An 18,667-nucleotide genomic window follows, 5' to 3' on the forward strand; every position below is an offset into this window, starting at 1 on the left:
GCGGCAGTTCGCCGAGCAGAGGCCGACGCGCGGGCCCGACCGACGGATCAGTTCGAGGGCGTAACGGGAGAGGTCTTCTTCCGTGCGCGATACGCCGCTGCCTTGATCTTGTTGCCACACGACTCCATGCCGCACCACTGCCGCCGCATGCCGCGGGAGCGATCGATGTAGACGCGCGTGCACTCCGGGTTGCCGCACTCCTTCAGCAGGGGGACGTCCGGGCCGCTGAGCAGTTCGACCGACTGCCGGGCCACGGTCGCCAGGGCCTGTTCGGGCGTCGCGTCGGTGTGCCGGCCTGTCAGGGTCAACTGCGGTGTCGCGGGCGTCTTGCGCGCAGCGGCGTTCAGCACGGCGAGCGCCTCGCGGTCGAAGTTCTCACCCAGGCGACGGTTCGTGACGAGTCGGTAGATCACCTCGCGCACCGTGGTCGCTTCCCGGACGTCCTCCTCCTTGCCGGGTGTGATCGTGTCGACGAGCCCGGACTCCAGGTACCAGGCGTTCAGGCGTTCAGGCGTCACGAACAACTCGAACGGTGTCGAGCGCCGGGCGCGCAGAGTGGCCGCGAAGTCGAGGGCCGGGTGCCCGCAGACGAAAACGTGGTCGAGATGCACATCACCATTTTGACGGGTGACGACTAGCTGAGACAAGAATCGTCACCGCGGGCAGCGAACGGCACTTCCGCACGGCCACCCCTGCGAACGGGTCACGGGCGGCGAAACAGGCCTTCTCCGCTACCACGCGCGAAGGCCCCGTTCGGTTCCCCGCCGCGCTCCACAGCCGGGGCGCGTCAGCTCAGCAAGGGCTCCGCCACACCCCGAGTTCCGGCTTCTTCACCATCGACGACAGCCTCAGCCGTCGGGACTCGGCACAGAAACCGCTCCGCGGTTCCGTGTACTCCACGTGGAACACCGCCTTGCCGGCCGCGATGAACGGGGAGAGCTCGCCGCACTCGTCGTACTGGGCGCACTCCTCGTTGACCGCGAAGTCGAAGTGGGCCACAAGTTGCGAGATCTGGGGGAGGTCGTTCTTCAGGCCCACGGACAGTCCTCGCGCGTGCGCGATCGCCGCGATCATACGGTTGTATCTCAGTTGGTCGCGTGCGGTGAGGGGGAAACCGGTGTCGTTGCCGTAACCCTCCACCAGGTCGGGCTCCACGGCGTCGAATCCCTTGTCGCGGCACATGTCGAAGCGGCGTTCCATGATCGGTCGCAGGACGGTCAGCTGCCGGATGTCCAGCCATCGTTCGCCCGCCCATCCGTTGGGCTTGCCGAGCACCGAGTGCGGGAAGGCGTCCCGGTCCGGGCGGAAGTTCTCCCACGCGCCGACGTTGACGTAACAGATGACTTTCCGGCCCGCGCGGTGGAGCCGGGCCACGTCCGCCGCGGAGTTCTCGAATCCGTCGATGTCGTAGACCGGGACGTCGGCGGAGGCGTCGACCTTGCCGTCGAGCTGCCACTGCCAGGAGAGACCCGGGCGGGGCTTCCACACCGCTCTGGAGGGCGAGGGTGAGGCGGCCGGCCGCGCCGGCGGAGGGGAGGGGCTCGGCGAGGTCACCGGCCCTTCCGGCTCGGGTGCCGGCGGCCGGGAGGGGGCCGCCGTGCGCGGCGCGGCCGGCGTCGTGCCGTGCGCGTCGGCGGCTCGCTCCGCGCCGCCGGAGCAGCCCGTCAACCCCGCGGCCACCAGCGCGGTCAGCAGGGCCGCACAGGACAGCTGCCTCCTCCTCATCGCTCCGCTCCGGCGAGAGCGGGTGTCAACTGCGCCCAGGGGTTGGGCGGTTCGCCCGTGACGGGGCCGCAGACCGCCGCTCCTCGCTCATGTGCGGTGCGCACGGCGAGGGGAACGAGCGCCTCGGGCACACCGTAGACGAGGTGGCACAGCCGCTCCGGTCCGTGCCGCGCGGTCCACGCGGGCCGGCTGAACGCGGAGACGTACGTGGACCAGTGGCCCTCGAAGGTGACGGTCAGGTCGGCGATGCGGGCGTACCCCGGGGCCGGGTGGACCCCGGGGTTGAGGACGACCGTGCCCACGCCCAGGCGGCGCAGTGCCCGCACCAGGCGGCGACAGCCCGGCAGTCCGTCGGCGGTCGCCGTCACCCGGTCGAGGAAGCAGCCGTCCGCCGCGTACCACTCCCGGTGCCGGCGCACGTCCTCGGTGATGTCGGCGGGGTCGCGCACCCCGTAGTCGGTGTCGACATAGCCCAGCAGACGCGCTCCCGCGGTCCGCAGCGCACCGGCCGCGGCGGTGAACGCCGGGTCGGGGGCCTCACCCGGTCCGCTCGCCGGGTTGAGGACGACCCCGTACGTGCGGGGCGCGGCGGTGATCAGCCGGTGCCAGGCACCCGGGTCCTCGGCAGGATGGACGTACAGCGGAATCAGCAGGTTCACGGTGTGCGGCAGCCTTCCCACAGCGTGGCCAGCGCGTCGCCGAGGGTGTGGGCGGGACGCCAGTCCAGGGCCCGCCCGGCGGCGGTGATGTCCGAACACTGCCACGACACCTGCGCGGAACGGGCCGAGCCGGCCGGGCTCGCCGTGGTCTCCTCGATCCGGCCACGGAACCCGGCCAGGCCGGCCAGGCCCCGCACCAGGTCGCGCACCGGGACGGCCCGGCCCCCGCCGACGTTGAGGACGAGCGGCAGCGGGCCCGGAGCCGTGGCCGCCAGCACCGCCGCCCTCGACACGTCGCGTACGTCGACGAAGTCGCGGTAGGCCGACAGGTCACCGAACCGCAGCACCGCCTCCGGGTCGGGGCCGGCCTCGCGCAGCAGGCCGGCGATCCGCCCGGGCAGCCCGGTGGGCGGTGCTCCGGGGCCCACCGGATTGCCCACCCGCAGCACCACCGCGTCCAGGCCGGAGGCGGTCACCGCGAGCGTGCCCGCGAGCTTGGTCGCGCCGTAGGGGCCGACCGGGCGGGTGACCCCCGACTCCGTCACCGCGGTGTCCGGGGTGCCGGGGCCGTATTCGGCGGCCGAGCCCAGGTGCACCAGACGGGCCGCGGGTGCCGCCTCGCGCAGTGCGGCACACAGCACCGCCGGGCCGCGGGCGTTGACCTCGGCGAGGGTGACGGCGTCACCGCCGGTGGCGCCCGCGCAGTTGACGACGATGTCGGGCGCGGCCGTCGCGAGGGTCTTCGCCAGCTGTTCCGGACGGACGCGGGCGAGATCGACGTCGAGGTCGGCGGAGGGCGAGCGGCCACCGCCGAGGACCAGCGCGCCCGGCAGGTCGCGCAGCCGCTCGGCGACGTGCACGCCGAGATAGCCGGTGAAGCCCAGGACGAGAATGCGCATGACGTGCTCAGGCTCCCTTGAGCAGTAGCGACTTGCGGCTGGTGAACTCGGCGTTGGCCCGGTCGTAGTCGTCCGGGCGGCCGATGTCGAGCCAGTACCCGTCGAAGTCGTAGGCGTGCGGCTGGTTGTCGCTCTTGAGCAGGTCGAGCACCAACTCGTCGAAGCCGAGCGGCAGTCCGGGCGTGTAGCCGCCGAGGGTGGCACGGGACAGGCCGTAGACGCCCATGGAGACGCGGTAGTCCATGCTCGGCTTCTCGGTGAACGCGACGACCCTGCTGGCGTCGGTGGTCAGCACCCCGAAGTCGATGTGCACCTTGCGGGCGTACGTGGCGATGGTCAGCGGGGCACCGGACGCGCGGTGCCGGCGCAGGACGTCGGCGTAGTCGAGGTCGGTGAGGACGTCGCCGTTCATCACCAGGAAGGTCTCGGGCAGGCGGTCGCGCAGGGTGAGCAGCGGGCCCATGGTGCCCAGCGGGTTCTCCTCGGTGGCGTAGTCGACGGCCAGGCCCCACTGGGAGCCGTCGCCGACGTAGGCGCGGATGATCTCGCCGAGGTGGCCGATCGCTATGGTGCAACTGGTGAAGCCGGCCGCGGAAAGCTGGCGCAGCACGATCTCCAGAATGGCGTGCTGGTCGCCGATGGGGACGAGCGGCTTGGGCAGCGCCGTGGTGTACGGCCGCAGCCGGACGCCCTTGCCTCCCGCCAGGATCACTGCGTGCATGGGGCTCCTCCTTCGTGAACGCTTCGTGGACGTGCGCGGACGTGACGGACGAGATCCGCTGTGCGGTGTCAGATGTTGTAGATGCCGGTCTTGTAGCGGGCGAGGTTGGCCGGGTCGCGGAAGAACTCCACGGTGTGCGCGAGGCCTTCCTCCAGGGTGTGGGCGGGCCGCCAGCCGGTCGCGGCGGCGAGCCGGCTCGCGTCGGCGACCAGGCGCATCACCTCGGAGTTGGCCGGACGGATGCGGGCCTCGTCCTCGCGCACGTCGAGCGCGGTGTCCATCACCTTGCCGATCAGCCCGACCAGGTCGCCGACCGAGATCTCCCCGCCCGTACCGGCGTTGAAGGTACGGCCCACGACCTGCCCGGCGGGTGCGGTACCGACGGCGAGGAAGGCCTGCGCGGTGTCCTTGACGAAGGTGAAATCGCGGGTGGGGCGCAGGTCGCCGAGAGTGATCGTGCGTTCTCCCGCGGCGACCTGCCCGATGACGGTGGGGATGACGGCGCGCATGGACTGACGCGGACCGAAGGTGTTGAAGGGCCGCAGTGTCACGACCGGGGTGTCGAAACTGGCGTGGTAGCTGTCGGCCAGCCGGTCCCCGCCCGCCTTCGAAGCGGCGTACGGCGACTGAGTGTTGATGGGGTGGTCCTCGGTGATGGGCACGGTCCGCGCGGTGCCGTACGTCTCGCTGGTGGAGGTGTGCACCAGCCGGGGCGTGCCGAGGGCGCGCACGGCTTCCAGCACGTTGAGGGTGCCGGTGACGTTGGTGTCCACGTAGCTGTGCGGGGCCTGGTAGGAGTAGGGGATCGCGATCAGGGCGGCCAGGTGGTAGGCCGTGTCGGCGCCTTCGAGGAGACCGCGGACGGAACCGGGGTCCCGGACGTCGCCGAGGACGATCTCCACCTGGTCCAGGACGTCCGGACGCAGGGTCTCCAGCCAGCCGTAGGAGGAGAAGGAGTTGTACTGGGCCATGGCCCTGACCCGGTGTCCGGAGGCGACCAGGGCCTCGGTGAGGTGAGAGCCGATGAAGCCCTCGGCTCCGGTGACGGCGGCGAGCGGTGCGGAGGTCAACTGAGTGGTCCCTTCGACGCGGTGAGAGGTGAGCGGGGTCAGGCGTGCGGGGCGGGCCGGCCGAGCAGACACAACGCGCACGCCGACAGGCACAGAGCGGCGGCGCCGCAGCTGAGCGGCAGCGCCAGGGCCGTGCCCGGTGGCAGCCGGAACAGGACGACCGCACCGGCCGCGCCGGCTGCCGTGAGGCAGATCCCCGCCGACGACCAGGCCGCTCCGAACGCCTGGAGCAGCAGCGCGGTCCACAGGACGGCGGCGAGCAGCAGCAGGGCGACGGGGTCGGCGCCGGTGAGCAGGGCCGCGGGCAGCAGCGGTGCGAGATAGGCGAGCAGGCAGAGGCCGAGGATGCCGGCCGAGCGCAGCAGGAACCCGGCGGGCGTGGCGGTGGCGCGCAGCGCGGCGACCGACAGTCCGCGGTAGCGGTACAGCAGCCATTCCGCCGGCCCCATGCTCAGCGTCAGCACGATCACCGCGTACGGTTCCTCCCGCCCCTCCAGCAGCACCAGCACCCCGGCGGCCAGCCCGAACAGGCCGTACGGCAGTGACCACATCAGGCGTGGCCGGGGCGCACCGGCGGTGGCCGGGGCGGCGAGGGCACGATGCAGGACCCCGCCGGTGACGGTGAGCGTGGCGAGCAGCGCCAGCAGGGGCAGCCCGGTCCGGAGCGCGGGGCCGGGCTCCCACCACGGCAGGAGGCAAGCACCGGCGAGCAGCGGGCTGAGCGCGGCCAGCAGCAGCCGTTCCCGCCCCAGCACCAGCAGCACACCGGCGGCCGCCAGGTACGCGGACTGCGCGGCCGCCACCAGGGTCACCGGTCCGCCGTCCGCGGGCAGCGCGGCCACCGCCGTGGCCACCGCCGCTCCCACGGGCGCGCCGGCCAGGAGGGTACGGCCCGCCTCCCGGCGTCCGGTCGCCATCCGCAGGTGCGCGCGGTGGCCGAGTGCCTGCCCCCACGCCCAGGACACGAGTCCGGCCACGACGAGGGCGGGGGCGTGCCCGCCGGCGTTCCACAACGGGGCCGTCAGCAGGTAGGCCAGGCCGGGCAGCGCGAACAGCACGCCCCGCAGGAGGCAGCGCAGGGTGTCGGGGCGCCAGGGGTCGGGCCCGGGGGCGGGTTCGGGGAAGGTGCGCGGCACCCGTTCGTACAGCGCGGAGGCGAGGGAGAACAGGTTCGGGTGTCCGTACCGTTCGTTGATCAGGGAGGCGGACAGTCCCTCCGCCTCCAGCAGCGCGGCCACCTCGTAGGGGTGGACGGCGGGGCCTATGCGGTCGGCGAGTTCGGCGGCGAGTTCACTGACCGCCTCCTCGTCGGGGCCGCGCCGGGGCAGCCTGATGGCGAGCGTGGTGTCGTCGAGCGCCCAGCGCGGCCGACGGCGTGGCGGGCGGGTGCCGGCCAGGCGGATGGCCAGGGTGTCCTGTTCGGACCCCCCGGGTTCCAGGGACATCGGCCCGCTCACAGGGCGAGGCTTCCCGTGCCGTGGACGGCCCGGGCCGACCTCCTGACCGTCGGGGGCATGACCGTCGACCCCTGCGGTGGATGGGCGAGTTCCAGATAGACGGACCGAAACGTGTCGATGGTCTGCCGGAGGGTGAACTGCTCGATGACCCGGAGCCGGGCCGCCTCACCCATCGCCCTGCGCCGCCCGGGATCGCCCAGCAGCTCCAGTGCGGCCTCGGCCATCGCCACGGGATCGCGCGGAGGCACCACGAGCCCGGTGTCGCCGACGGCCTCGCGCACACCGCCCACGTCGGTGGAGACGGTCGCCCGTCCGCAGGACATGGCCTCGATCAGGGTGAAGGGGAAGCCCTCGCTGATGCTGGAGAGCATCACGACGTTTCCGGCGGCGTAGGCGTCCTTGATGTCGTCGACGCGCCCTTCGAAGGTGACGGCGTCGGCATGTCCGAGCTCGGCGGCCAGGGCCTCGCAGCGTTCCCGGTAGGCCTCTCCGCCTCGCGGTGTCCCGCCGAACAGCCGCAGCCGCGCGTGCGGGAGCCGGTCGCGGACGACGGCGAAGGCCCGGATGAGGGTCTCCAGATCCTTGATGGGGTCCACGCGGCCCGCCCAGCTGAGGGTGGGTGCGTCCGGTTCGGGCCCGGCCGCCGGGAACGCGGCGGGGTCGACGCCGTTGTAGACCGTGCGGATCGACTCCGGGGCGGCGCCGCCCTCCTCCTCCCACAGCCGGTTGTAGCGGTTGCCGGGTGTGATCAGGGCGGCGCGTCGGTAGCTCTCCTGGGCGAGCAGCCGGAAGAACCCGAGGATCACGGCCTTCACGGGCCAGCGGTAGGGCGCGGTGCGGTAGCCGAGGTAGCGCTCACGCAGATAGACCCCGTGCTCGGTCAACAGCAGCGGAACGCCGTGGTGTTCGAGGGCGGCGAGACCCGGCAGGACGGCGACCCCGCCGCTGACCGCGTGGGCGACCCCGCTGGCGGGTGCCGGCGCGGCCAGCGGGCGCAGGGCGTGCTCCAGCAGGGCGGTCGCGGTGAGCGCGTCGTGCAGCGTGGGCTGTGCCTCGCGTACGGCGAGACCGGGGCGGTTCCACAGCGCGGTGAGGATCGCGATCGCCCGGTCCCCGCGCAGGAAAGGGCTCAGCGTCCCCTCCGACGCCGCCCGTGCCAGCGCGTACAGGGCGGGCGCGAACCCGTCCTCGGCGCGCGGGTCGAGCAGTGCGGTGAGGAACCGCTCGTAGGAGGCGGCCAGTTGGTTGCGGGATCGGCCCCGGGGCGGGCGGCCCTCGGGCGGGGCGCCCCACATGGGGACGGACAGCACGCTGGAGACGTGTGCGGGCAGGTCCCATACGACCGGCTCACGTCCGGTGCCGGTGACGGCGATGACGTCGAAGGCGAGGTCCGGCATGCCCTGGACGAGCTGGTCGCACCAGACGCTGACGCCGCCGTGGCTGTGCGGGTAGGTGCCTTCGGTGAGCAGGGTGACGCGCGTCGCTCCGGTATGTCGCGCGCCCTGGGGAACGGGCATCGATGGGCTCCACGGCCGAGGTGTGGGGTGGTTCGGGACGGTCCTGGCCGCCGGGGCGGCCAGGACCTCAGGTCGGTTGTGGGCGGGTGCGCCGTTCAGTCGCCCGTGGTGTGGCCCACCGGGTCGGTGACGCCCACGGGGACCCGGGTCCGCGGGGCGGGGCCGGTGGCCGGGGCGGGCTCCGGGGCGTCGGCGGCCGGAGCCGTCGCGGACGCCGGCAGGTTCAGAGCGAGCGGGGTGTCCGTGGCGGGTGTCCAGCCGGACACCGCCCCCGCGTAGGCCTCGCCGAACGCGGCGCCGGCCAGTGTGGTGCCGGAGGGCAGGGTCGCGGTGACGGCCAGTCCGGCCGGTGCGTCGACGGTCACCGTGTCGCCGACGCGGTAGGCGGTGACCTGCCCGGCCCGGAGCGCGGCCTGCCAGTCGGCCCGGCGCCGGAGTTCGGTGCCGATGTCCTGCATTCTCGGGTTCACCACGGGCGTGCCCTCGGCGAAGAGCGCCTCGTAGCCGTCCAGGACGCCGTCGAGCACGGGGTAGGCGATGCGGTCCTCGGCCAGGTTCGACTGGTGGATGAAGTGCGGCTTGGGGTCGTTGGCCAGGACGTGCCCGAGGGCGATCCGCGTCTCCAGCGGGACGATGTGGTCGGCGTAGCCGGTGGCGGCGTCCAGGGGCGCCGCCAGACAGGTGGTGGTGGCCGGGTTGTCCTCGCAGATGCCGCTGCCGCCCTGGGCGCGGCCGGTGTAGATCCAGTTGTACTCGTCGACCTGCTCGGCCGCCCGGCCGGCGTTGTAGAAGACGTTCATCGGATAGCGGGGCACGGTGGTGGCCGGGCCCACCCGTCGCTGGGCGGGCTCACGGGAGTTGTCCGAGCCGAGCCAGGTGATGTCGTTGTCGTCGAGGGCCGGCGCCAGGTGGGGGTTGTCTACGGGCTGCTGCGGCAGCACCTTCATGCCGGAGTGCTCGCCGGTGACCAACTCGCCGTTCACCAGGGGCAGCCCGGCCCTTTCGCCCCAGACCCGGTTGGTGGCGATCTCGTCGGAGATGTCGTTGCGGCTCATCCACCGGGTGGTGCCGTCGGCGTTGGTCGCGCACTTCCAGGGCACCACGGTCGTGTCCTGCACGCAGCCGAGGAAGGGGTGCGAGTAGGTGTGGTTGATCCAGCGGAACTCGCCCCGTCGTGCGATCAGCCGGTCGGCCAGCGGGTCGGCGCCGTTGTGGTCCTCGCGGTGGTCGGTGCTGCCGGCGCCGTTGTAGGCGAAGTCGAGGGTGAAGTTCTTGCTGTTCTGCCAGTCGACGGCGTGGTCGACATCGCCGGGCGTCATCCGGATCGGGTCGGGTGTCGCGTCGGGGTCCGCACAGTCGACGTCGCCGGGCGTGCAGTTGAGCTGACTGTTCCAGCGGTCGTCGGCGGCGAACACGTCGTCCACGTGGACGGAGAAGTAGTTCCGTGAGGCGCCCAGGTGCACACCACCGGTCATCCACTCGACGATGCCGCGCGCCAGGAGGCGGAACTGCTGCTGGTACTGGTTGTAGACGAAGGTGACGACCAGCTCGCGCCGTCCGTCGTGCCGGTACTCGCCCACCAGCGTGCCCTTGGTCGACCGGCCGGGGATCGCCGCTTCCACGTACGGGGTGAAGTCGGCGCCCGCCACGGGCTTCGACAGGTAGGCGTAACTCTCGCCGACGGCCGGGTCGTTGTCCTCGAAGGGCACCGGCCCGTCGAGATAGCCGAAGGGGCCCGACTTCCCGGCGGCGGTCACCTCCGCGCGCCCGCCGTCGATGCTGCCGGAGTATCCCCCGTTGATCGGGTACTGCAGACCGGCTTCGGGACGGGCGTAGGTGTAGGCGTCGACCTGGGGAACGTCGTAGGTCCGCTCGTACGCCGCCAGTGCCGCCATCTCGGATGAACCGGCCGGGAACGGGTTGTCGTTGGGCAGCACGACGGCCTGGAACTTGGCGCGCGGCCTGCCGTCGACGGTGTCCGCGAGGAAGCCCGCGTCGATCACGGTCCGGCCGGACTCCGTGAGGTCGATCCGGGTGTACGGCGTGCCGGCCGCGGCCAGTTCGGCGGCTATGGCGTCAGTCGACGGGCCGCCGTCGCTCACCACCAGCACCCGCAGGTCGATACGGGGCGTGGTGTCGGCATGTGCCGCACCGGTCGGCAGGCCCAGTGCGGCGATGAGCGCGCCCACCGTGAGCACAGTGGTGCGAAAGGTCCGCTTCATGCGGTGAGGTCCCCTCCCCGGGCAGGGGTGAGCACGGCTCCCGTAGAGCGAACGCACCCCCTTGCGTGCCGCCGGCGTCCCCCTCAGAAGCCAGTTCGTCACACATCCGTTCGTGTCACATAGTGATGGCTGTGCGGAGATCCGGCGGTCGTGTTGCGGAACATGACGGAAAAGCGCAGGTGACGAAATGGGCGCCTCCGGAAGCGAAGGGAGCCGCTCGCGGCGGCCGGGAGGGGCAGGGCCCGGTGGGCGCCCATGTCCGGCGTGCTGGTCCGGGGCTGGTCCGGTCCCTGCGCGGCACACCGGCGGGCCTGTGGGCCCGCCGGCCGGAGTGCCAGTGGTCCAGACCGGAGCGAGGGGCTGGGCAGGGAGGCTTTCAGGTCACGTGCCGCGGTCCGGACGGAGCGTCAGGAGCAGAGCACGCGCGTGACGGGCGTGTAGACCGGCCCGCCGCTGACGCTCGTCGAGTCGCTGAACTCGGCGTAGAAGTACGAGTAGAAGCCGATGTTGCCGTTGCAGCCGGAGTCGGCGGCGACGTTCAGCGTCAGGGTGACCGTACGGCTCTGACCGGGCGGGATGGTCGCGCCGTAGTTGGAGCCGAGGTTGGCCGGGCCGGTCCCGGAACAGGGGGTGGAGCCGTTCGCGGTGGCCAGGCTGCACCCGGTGAAGCCGTACTTCAGGTCGGGGCGCTGTGTGGTCAGCCACGTCGGTTCGATCGTCTGGTACACGAACCAGACGTCATAGGTGTTGTGGTTGGTGATGGTCATCGACAGGTTGACCGTGCCGCCGGGCGTGGTAGTGGCGCTGTCGGTGGCGAAGGTCAGTTCCGCCGGCGCCGGGTCGGCGGCGCTCGCGCTGGGGGCCAGGCCGAACAGGGCGAGCGCGAGGGCGAGAACGGCACCGAGGCCGAAGCGTCTCATCAGGTGTGATCGCATGACCTGGGAGGCTAGGCAGCGACTCGGCGCAGCGTCTGCCCCACGGGGATGGTGCGGTCGACCCCCCGGCCGGAAGTGTTCATCACGTGGATGTCGTGTGATGAAAATGAGCAGGTGTGATAGGGGTCCGTTGGCCCAGGCAGTCAGCGCGGGCGGGCGCCACGGTGCGGGCCGGGTGCCGCTGACGGCCTCCACCGGCGAGAAGACGACATTGGCGCGTAACGAACCCGGCGGACTTCCGCCTCACCCGTGATCACCCCGGGCTTCTCGGCCGTCCGCCGGTTTCCGGCCCGCGGAACCACACCCTTCGCACGGCCGGTGGCCTCACCCCTTGACGACCTCCGCGATCCGCAGGGCGGCCTCGGCGGGAGTGAGGTGTGTGGTGTCGATGACCTCGGCCTCCCTGTGCAGCCAGGTGCGGGCCGCCTCCGCGTAGGGTTCGAGATGAGACAGGCGGAACGAGGAGGGGCCGAGAACCGTGTCCCCCTCGATGCGCCGGCGGAGCGTGTCCTGATCGGCGTGGAGCACGAAGTGACGTACCGGAATGCCATGCCCGGCCAGGCCCGCGCTGATCTCACGCCAGTACTGCTCGACCAGGACGGTCATCGGCATCACCAGAGTGCCACCGGCGTAGTCGAGTACGTGCCGGGCGGTCTCGACCACGAGCGGTCGCCACGGCGGCCAGTGCTGGAAGTTGCCCGTCCAGGGCAACGCCGGCTTGATGTCCATGAGCGTCTCGCCGACCTTCTCGGCGTCGAACACCCTTGAGTCCGGGATCAGTTGCCGCACGAGGGCACTGGTGGTCGTCTTGCCCGCGCCGTGGGTTCCGTTGAGCCATACGATCATGCGCCTCACGCTAGCGCCGCGCCTGCGGCCGGGACGGACACGGCTTCGGCGCCGCTCAGGCACAGTTCGGGCCCGGCACCGTCCGCCGCGGCTCCCCGCCCGGAAGAGGCATGGCCGACCTCCGCGGGCCGGGGATACGATCACCGGCAAGGCGGGGTCGTAGCACAGAGGTAATGCGCCGCGACAGCATCTCGGAGGACGTCGGTTCGAATCCGACCGCCCCGCCCCCTCTTCGCCTACGCGGTACCGGCGACAGGCCGGTACCGGGGCTACTCCGCGCGGGGCTCGAAGTCTTTCATGAAGTACCTGCCAGGTGGCATCGGGCTCGCGGATGACCTCGGTGCGGCCCGGGCCGACGGCCGGGGACCTACGGCGGGCATCGGAAGCCGGCCGCGGGCGGCTCGCCGACCGTCTCCACTTCGTGAGAGCCGTGAAGGGGCCGCCGGACGGGTGACGCGGGCGTGGGCACGCATGCCCGGCCGGCGACGGTGACACGGCCGGACGGCGCGCGCGACTCCCCTTGGGGGCGAGTCATGCCTGGCCGGCCCTGGTGAGCGCGACCGGGACGGCGTCCGCCATGAGCCGTCGGCGTGTGGAAGGGTGGAAGTGAAGTGATGACCGACCCAGTGATCCGAGCACGGTCTGGATCTTGTGCTGGTCGCCCGGGTTGTCCGGTTCGGCCGGGGCACGGGGCTTCCCCGGCGCGTCTCCTGGCCGTTCGCAGGTCGCGTGGCGCATCGTGAACGGGTTGCTGACCTGCTAGGAGACCGCTGTACGCGTCTGCTGATGCAGGCGGGTGCGCCGGTGAGATGGACAGGTCTGAGGGGCGAATGTGATGAGCCGAGCGAATCAGCATTCGGAGCCGGCGGCTGATCCGGACGAGGCCGCGTCCGGTCCCAGCGGGCTGATGGATCTGCTGGGCGTCGCCGCGGTGCTGGTGGAGGCCGACGGCCGGATCGACATGTGGAGCCCGCAGGCCGAGGAACTGTTCGGCTACACCGGCGACGAGGCGGCCGGGCAGTACGCGGCCACCCTGCTTCTGCATCCCGAACACCGGGACGCGGGCATCAGGCTCTTCGCCCAGCTGATGGTCACGGGCCGAGGCTGGGCCGGGGCCTTCCCCGTCCGGCACAAGGACGGCAGCACCCGGATCGTCGAGTTCCGCAATATGCGGCTGACGGACAACCTCGGCGATCACTACGCGCTGGGGCTGGCCACCGACCGGGCCACGGTGCGGCAGGTGGAGCGCGAGGTGGCCCTGTCCAGCCAGCTGGTCACCCAGGCGCCGATCGGGCTGTCCGTCCTGGACACCCAGCTTCGGTACGTGGCCGTCAACGGGGCCCTCGCCTCGATGCACGGCGTCCCCGAGGCCGACCACCTGGGCCGCTCCTTCCGGGAGATCCTGCCCGGCGACCCCTTCTCCACCACGGAGAACCAGATGCGGGAGGTCCTGCGAACCGGTCTGCCGTTGGTGGACAAGCAGGTGGTGGGCCGTACGCGCGCCGACCCGGACAACGACCACGCCTGGGCCGTGTCGCTCTACAGGCTCGAGGACCAGAGCGGGCACGTGCTGGGGATCGCCAACGTGGTGGTGGACGTCACCGACCGCTACGAAGCAGCCAGGCAGGCCGACCGGGCCCAGCAGCGTCTGCGCATGATGGCCGACGGCTCGGCCCGCATCGGAACCACCCTGGAGGTGGAGCGGACCGCCCAGGAACTGGCGGACGTCCTGGTGCCCGACCTCGCCGACATGATCGCGGTGGACATCCTGGACTCCGTCCTGCGGACGGGCCGCCCCGACCCCGGAGAGGGCCCGGCACTCTTCCGCGCACTGGCGGTGAAGACCGCCTACACCACCGACGCCTCGGAGGCGATCATCGCGCCCGGGCACCTCACCACCTACCACGCCGACCACCCGGCAGCCCACTGCCTCCGCACCCGCAAACCCCTGCTGCTCACCCACCTCGACAGCGGCGACCTCAGCCGCATCGCGGCCGACGCCGCCGCCGCGGGCCTGCTCGCCCAAGCCGGTGTCCACAGCGACATGGCCGTCCCTCTCATCGCCCGCGGACAGATCATCGGCGTGATGGGCCTGGCCCGTGCCCGCAACCCGGAGCCCTTCGACGGGGACGACCTCACCCTCGCGTGCGAGTTGGCGTCGTCCGCCGCGCTGAGCATCGACAACGCCATCCTCCATCAGCACATCCGCAGCGCCGCCGAAACCCTGCAGCGCAGCCTGCTGCCCCAGCCCTCGCCTCGCCGCCCGGGCCTGCAGATCGCCGCACGGTACCGGCCCGCGCAGGCGTTCAGCGAGGTCGGCGGCGACTGGTACGACATCATCCCCCTCAGCGATGACCGAACCGCCCTGGCCGTGGGCGACGTCATGGGCAGCGGCATCCCGGCCGCCACCGCCATGGGCCGGCTGCGCACCGCCACCTCCACCCTCGCCGACCTCGACCTCGCCCCGAGCCGGATCCTCACCCACCTCGACAAGATCACAGAGGGTCTGGACCCCTACCTGGCCACCTGCCTCTATGCGGTCTACGACCCGCGGCACTGCCGTTTGCAGGTGGCCTGTGCCGGCCATCTGCCCCCCGTCCTGGTGCGGGCCGGCCGACCACCGGAACTGCTGGACCTGCCCACCGGCACCCCCCTGGGAGTGGGCAGTGGCCTCTTCGAGACCTCCGCGCTCGCCATGAACCCCGGTGATCAGCTCGTCCTGTACACCGACGGACTGGTGGAGACCCGCGACGACCCCATCGACCAGCGTCTGGACGATCTCCTGCGCCTGCTGTCCCCGCCGTGCCGCTCCGCGGAGGAGACCTGCGACCGCCTGCTCGAACAGCTCCGGAAGCCCGCCGACCACGACGACGTCGCGCTGCTCATCGCCCATGCGCAGCCGCTGGGCTGAGCCGGGGGTGATCGAGCGCAGGCGTCGCTCCGGTGCTGATGCGGCAAGGAGAGGACGAGGCGGCGATGATCAGCACGCCGTGCGAGCGCGCGACCTCTGCCGAGAGCGGGCGAGCGTTTGTGGCTGGCCCGTGGTTGGCCTGCTCTCGGCTTGTGCCGGGACACCCGGTCGCGCGAGAGTGCGGTGGACCGGAGGTCGGCTCTTGACGGCGGGACGGGGGCAGACAGGTGTGCAGGATGGATGTGGCCGTCAAAGAGGCGACGATCGATCGGTTCCTGTACGAGTATCCGCAGGCAGCCGGGGCCCGACGTGAGCATTCCGCCCTCCACGGGTGTGAGGAGATCCGCTGGGCGGAGTTCCCCGGGTGCCCGGCCAGGATCCCGGTGCTGCTGCACGGCCTGCTCGATCAGGCAGCCGCGGCCGAGGCCCAGCGTGTCCTGGCCAACTCCATGTTCGACATCGCCGAGATGAACCCCGCGATGCCGGAACTGCTGCCGTTCCTGCTCCGTCTCGCGGGCGACCCGGCACTTCCCGAGCGGTCCGGACTGCTGGATCACCTGATCATGGCCGCCGACTACTCCGAGCCGGTCGATCCCACTCACGAGGCCATGGCGCTGTGGTTCGGCGTCGACAGCGAACATCCCGAGCGCGAGCGGTGCAGGGCCGTGTTCACGCGCTACGCGAGTGTGGTGGAGATGCTGCCGGACAGCCTCATCGCCCCGGACGGCCGTGCGAAGCTCAGGCGGGCGGCAGGACTTCTGTGACGTCGCGGCGTCCCGGGCCACGCACGACCGCAGAGGAGGTGCGGACCCGTCGAGCAGACCGGCCCCCAGCCGTCGCCGAACTCCACGCCGTCCTCCCGCTGTCAGCCGGCGCAGACCGGAAGCGGCCGAAGCGCGAGCCGTCTCCGGTGCACCGCCTGTTACTGCCGCTGTGGCGGCGCCGCACGGACGGCGGCCGACTGCTGCCGCTCGACGACTCCGTCACCGTGGGGTCGCAGGCGCGGCGAGCTGCTCGTCGGCCGGGCCGCCCGGCAGGAACTCTCGGTACTGTGGGAGCCGGAGACTGCGGGTGCGGCCGCCGTGTTCGCCAAGCAATCGCCCTCATCCGGGCATCGCGGGCCGCCGCGGCCCAGCAGTACACCCGGCTGATCGCTCCCTCGGGGGAACGTCCGACACCGTGCAGCGGGCAGCGACCGGATCACCGCCCCGTCCTGGAGGCCCTGCCCGTGACATCGTCCCCCGGCCCCGACAGCCGTACCGAGCTGACGCCCACGGAGTGGCAGACGGTCCGCGAGTTCCTCGGGTGTGACTGCACCGATCCGGACCCGGCCGCCTGCACCGGCTCACCGCTCGACACTCCCCGCGCCGGTCCGTGCGGACCGGTGCCCACGCACCGCCGGTGCCCGTGCCACCACACGCGCACGGCGACGGAACACTATGAGATCCGTACGGCCGTCAAGGCACGCGGGAACGACGCCACGAAGGTGCTGCGCGACTTCAGCGCGGCTGCCGAGCGATCACCCCATCCCGACGGCGCGGTGTGGGCGGAGGCTCTCCGGTGGGCGGTCGCCCGCTTGACGGGCGGACACTCGAGCCTCCACGCCGACGACACGTTCGAGAAGCAGTTCGGCGCTCACCCCTACCGCTCGGCGTGGGCGCAGCCCGACCGTCCGTCCTGACACGCTTGACCGTCCCCGCCGACTGTTCCCCTCTTCTCTTTCTGGTCCTCCTGGACAGGATCGAGGTGTCAGCCGTCGAGCCAGTCACCCGCGAGGTCCGCGGGACGGTACCCCGTGGCGTTCCAGAGGAAATGCGGATGGGCGCAGCCGAACATGTAGGCGAGCAGTGTGGTGTCCTCCCTCCCGGTCCGAGCGTCGTGCAGGGTGTGGAACATCTCGGATCCGACTGCGCCGGCGTCTTGTTGGATCTGACGGGCGCGGTCCGTGGAGGCCGCGGCGCTGGATGCCTCCACGGCGGCTATGTAGGTGCGGCGCAGGATTTCCCAGGTGGTGTCGGTGTTGCCGTGCCAGGGGCCGTGCAGTGCTTCGAAGGCATGGAGCTCGGCGTCGAAGAGCGGCCAGGTCCGGGGGTACTGGGCTCGGCAGCGCGCGGACAGCTCGGCGGTCCGCGCACTCAGTGCCGGCGCGGTGGGCCGCGGGGCGAGGGTGAGAGTGGTGCCGTGGGTGAGGATGCCCGTGCACGCGTTGGGCTGCAGGTCGCAGAGCGGGCACGCCTCGGCCGGGGGGAGTCCCTGGGTGATGCCGTCGAACCACAGGGCGTGGCGGCCCGTGAGTCCCATCCAGACGATGGTCGTGGTCATCAACCACGTGTTCCACATCGGGTCATGCGCCTCCGGCGTGCAGCCGTACTTGACGAGGGCGATGGCGCAGGCGGCGTAGAAGGCCTTGGTGTGGGCGGGCATGTCGGCGAGCCAGAAGTTGCTGATCTCGCCGGTGAGGGCGTCGACTCGTACATCGGCCATGTCATCGATGACGCGGCACAGCAGCAGGGAGGCGAGGTGTTCCTCCTGCCAGAGTTCGGTGTCGGGCGAGACGTGCCAGAACAGGCAGTCCAGCATCTGGAGGATCGAGTAGGTGCTCTGGCTGAGTGGGTTGGTCTGGGGGAGTACGACGCTGCCCGCGTGGTGCTGTTGGAGCCAGTACTCGTCGACGGATCGCTTGTGGGCCGCGAAGAGTCCGCAGACCAGGGCCCGTGCGCTGTTGGTGCTGAAACGCTCGGCCAAGCGTCCTTCCACGAGTTGGGTGAGGTGCGTGGTGTCGATGGTCTCGATCACGCGCTTGTATTCGTGAAAGACGAGGATGTCGTCCTCGAAGCGGTGACGGTGGCCAAGGTCCCGTTCGAGGTCGTTCATCTGCCGGGTCCAGGACCATCCGCCGGTCAGGACGCTGTCGAGTTCCCGGCGGTAGGGCCAGGTCTTGGCGGTGAGGGGACGGCCGGCGCTCTGCCGCCAACCGTAGTCATCCAGGGTGCGCGCGGGAGCCGAGGGGAGCCGACGGCACAGCGGGCAGGCGCAGTCGGCTGCTTGCTCCTCGCGCGGCGGGGCGAGCGCCCGGCTTCTCCAGGCCTCCTCCAGCATCCTGCTGGTCAGTCGGCAGACCTCGACATCGGTGCTGACCTGGGGGAACGCTTCCTCGATCACGCGCAGGCCGGCGTCGAGCTGTTTCAGTCTGGCCTCGCCCTCCTCGTCGGGCGGGAGGAACGCGCGCGGCGTCAGACGGAGGGCCCCCTCCACGTGCAGCGTGGTGCCGGACTGAGGGGATCTGAGTTCGCCCTGCCGTTGCTGAACGGCGTTCTGGCACCTTCGGTGCTGCTCGGTGCTCCCCTTGACGCGTTTCGCCAAAAGGTGGGCCAAGGCGTTCCCGGCCTCCCCGGGCTGGAGCCGGGCGCTGGGCTGCGCCGGGACCACGCTGTCGGTGGGCGCCTTCAGACCAGCACCTTCGACTCGAGATTTCACACCGGTCTCCCTTCAAGCTGTGGTCCTGCCAACGGAATCGGTCGGCCGTGGTGGTCGGCCGAACGGATCGGGAATCTGCTGTGCCTTCCGCGGACGGACCGCGCCCGACAGCCGGGCTCCTGCGACCGGTTCCGGTCCCTATGGCACGACCGCGAGGGGCACGACTGCCGTGGCGACGGCCGGGGAAGTGGATCGGGTCGCCCCTACCGGCAGCACGCGCGGTCCGTC

Annotated in this window: 15 protein-coding genes and 1 tRNA gene; 4 read left to right on the forward strand and 12 right to left on the reverse strand. The window is 71.6% G+C overall.

Going from position 1 to position 18,667, the window contains the following annotated elements; translation table 11 throughout:
• Positions 1–47: 47 nt before the first annotated feature.
• From QNO09_RS14920 to QNO09_RS14970, 11 genes are all read right to left on the reverse strand, one after another.
• Positions 48–611 (reverse strand): CGNR zinc finger domain-containing protein, encoded by a 564-nt coding sequence (locus QNO09_RS14920; protein ID WP_283970654.1) that lies wholly within the window; start codon positions 609–611, stop codon positions 48–50.
• A gap of 181 nt (positions 612–792) precedes the next feature.
• Positions 793–1,725: an endo alpha-1,4 polygalactosaminidase gene (locus QNO09_RS14925; protein WP_283970655.1), complete on the reverse strand. Its 933-nt coding sequence runs from the start codon at positions 1,723–1,725 to the stop codon at positions 793–795.
• On the reverse strand, positions 1,722–2,384 hold the full coding sequence (locus tag QNO09_RS14930; protein WP_283970656.1) for a spherulation-specific family 4 protein: 663 nt from the start codon (positions 2,382–2,384) through the stop codon (positions 1,722–1,724). The genes QNO09_RS14925 and QNO09_RS14930 overlap by 4 nt, the downstream gene beginning before the upstream one ends.
• Positions 2,381–3,283, reverse strand: a complete 903-nt coding sequence (locus tag QNO09_RS14935) for an NAD-dependent epimerase/dehydratase family protein (protein ID WP_283970657.1) — start codon at positions 3,281–3,283, stop codon at positions 2,381–2,383. Before QNO09_RS14935 ends, QNO09_RS14930 begins: the two co-directional genes overlap by 4 nt.
• Before the next feature lie 7 nt (positions 3,284–3,290).
• Positions 3,291–4,004 (reverse strand): nucleotidyltransferase family protein, encoded by a 714-nt coding sequence (locus QNO09_RS14940; protein ID WP_283970658.1) that lies wholly within the window; start codon positions 4,002–4,004, stop codon positions 3,291–3,293.
• Positions 4,005–4,072: 68 nt separating this feature from the next.
• Positions 4,073–5,074: a GDP-mannose 4,6-dehydratase gene (locus QNO09_RS14945; RefSeq protein ID WP_283970659.1), complete on the reverse strand. Its 1,002-nt coding sequence runs from the start codon at positions 5,072–5,074 to the stop codon at positions 4,073–4,075.
• 38 nt (positions 5,075–5,112) lie between these two features.
• Positions 5,113–6,531 carry a hypothetical protein gene (locus tag QNO09_RS14950; RefSeq protein ID WP_283970660.1) on the reverse strand — a complete coding sequence of 473 codons (1,419 nt, stop codon included), beginning with the start codon at positions 6,529–6,531 and terminating at the stop codon, positions 5,113–5,115.
• Positions 6,528–8,048 carry a GT4 family glycosyltransferase PelF gene (gene pelF, locus QNO09_RS14955; protein ID WP_283970661.1) on the reverse strand — a complete coding sequence of 507 codons (1,521 nt, stop codon included), beginning with the start codon at positions 8,046–8,048 and terminating at the stop codon, positions 6,528–6,530. The genes QNO09_RS14950 and pelF overlap by 4 nt, the downstream gene beginning before the upstream one ends.
• A 95-nt stretch (positions 8,049–8,143) precedes the next feature.
• The gene (locus QNO09_RS14960) at positions 8,144–10,270 is read right to left on the reverse strand and encodes a hypothetical protein (protein ID WP_283970662.1); all 2,127 of its coding nucleotides are present in this window, start codon (positions 10,268–10,270) and stop codon (positions 8,144–8,146) included.
• Positions 10,271–10,677: 407 nt separating this feature from the next.
• The gene (locus QNO09_RS14965; RefSeq protein WP_283970663.1) at positions 10,678–11,205 is read right to left on the reverse strand and encodes a hypothetical protein; all 528 of its coding nucleotides are present in this window, start codon (positions 11,203–11,205) and stop codon (positions 10,678–10,680) included.
• A gap of 324 nt (positions 11,206–11,529) precedes the next feature.
• The gene (locus QNO09_RS14970; RefSeq protein WP_283970664.1) at positions 11,530–12,051 is read right to left on the reverse strand and encodes a P-loop nucleotide/nucleoside kinase family protein; all 522 of its coding nucleotides are present in this window, start codon (positions 12,049–12,051) and stop codon (positions 11,530–11,532) included.
• Positions 12,052–12,202: 151 nt separating this feature from the next.
• On the opposite strand from QNO09_RS14970, the gene QNO09_RS14975 reads away from it, so the two are divergent.
• The 4 genes from QNO09_RS14975 to QNO09_RS14990 all read left to right on the forward strand — a co-directional run bounded on the left by QNO09_RS14975 (position 12,203) and on the right by QNO09_RS14990 (position 16,643).
• Positions 12,203–12,277, forward strand: a tRNA-Leu gene (locus QNO09_RS14975).
• A 609-nt stretch (positions 12,278–12,886) separates the two neighbouring features.
• The gene (locus tag QNO09_RS14980; RefSeq protein WP_283970665.1) at positions 12,887–14,962 is read left to right on the forward strand and encodes a SpoIIE family protein phosphatase; all 2,076 of its coding nucleotides are present in this window, start codon (positions 12,887–12,889) and stop codon (positions 14,960–14,962) included.
• A 236-nt stretch (positions 14,963–15,198) separates the two neighbouring features.
• On the forward strand, positions 15,199–15,726 hold the full coding sequence (locus tag QNO09_RS14985; protein WP_283970666.1) for a hypothetical protein: 528 nt from the start codon (positions 15,199–15,201) through the stop codon (positions 15,724–15,726).
• Between the two features lie 464 nt (positions 15,727–16,190).
• Positions 16,191–16,643 carry a hypothetical protein gene (locus QNO09_RS14990; RefSeq protein ID WP_283970667.1) on the forward strand — a complete coding sequence of 151 codons (453 nt, stop codon included), beginning with the start codon at positions 16,191–16,193 and terminating at the stop codon, positions 16,641–16,643.
• A gap of 68 nt (positions 16,644–16,711) precedes the next feature.
• Here QNO09_RS14990 and QNO09_RS14995 read toward each other — a convergent pair whose 3' ends face one another.
• On the reverse strand, positions 16,712–18,439 hold the full coding sequence (locus QNO09_RS14995) for a hypothetical protein (protein WP_283970668.1): 1,728 nt from the start codon (positions 18,437–18,439) through the stop codon (positions 16,712–16,714).
• Positions 18,440–18,667: the final 228 nt, after the last annotated feature.

The sequence above is a fragment of the Streptomyces sp. 378 genome, assembly GCF_030124145.1.
Lineage (GTDB): Bacteria > Actinomycetota > Actinomycetes > Streptomycetales > Streptomycetaceae > Streptomyces.